The sequence below is a fragment of the Trabulsiella guamensis ATCC 49490 genome (genome assembly GCF_000734965.1).
GTDB lineage: Bacteria > Pseudomonadota > Gammaproteobacteria > Enterobacterales > Enterobacteriaceae > Trabulsiella > Trabulsiella guamensis.
Window position 1 is genome coordinate 1 of record NZ_JMTB01000255.1, and the last position, 271, is coordinate 271.

At 58.3% G+C, this 271-nt stretch carries 1 protein-coding gene; it reads left to right on the forward strand.

The features are described from left to right. Window positions 1-271, forward strand: a 271-nt coding sequence (locus GTGU_RS23820) for a phage tail assembly protein (RefSeq protein ID WP_038164042.1), incomplete at both ends; no start/stop codon positions are given.

A 271-nucleotide genomic window follows, 5' to 3' on the forward strand; every position in this document is an offset into this window, starting at 1 on the left:
GGGAGGTGAAGCTTCGCGAACTGACGTCAAAGGACATTATCGATGCCCAGCTGGCGGCTGAGCGTGTGGTTATCGGTGCGAACGGCAAAGCCGTGGCGTACTGCTCTGAGGTTCTGATGGGGCTGGAGCTGATGCGCCGCCAGATTGCACTTATCGGTACCATCCCCGGCCCGCTGGACATGAAACAACTTCATTCCCTTCATCCGGAGGATCTGAAGGCGCTGACGGAAAAAGCCGCCGCGATGGACAATATGCTGGAGGAGACGGCAGA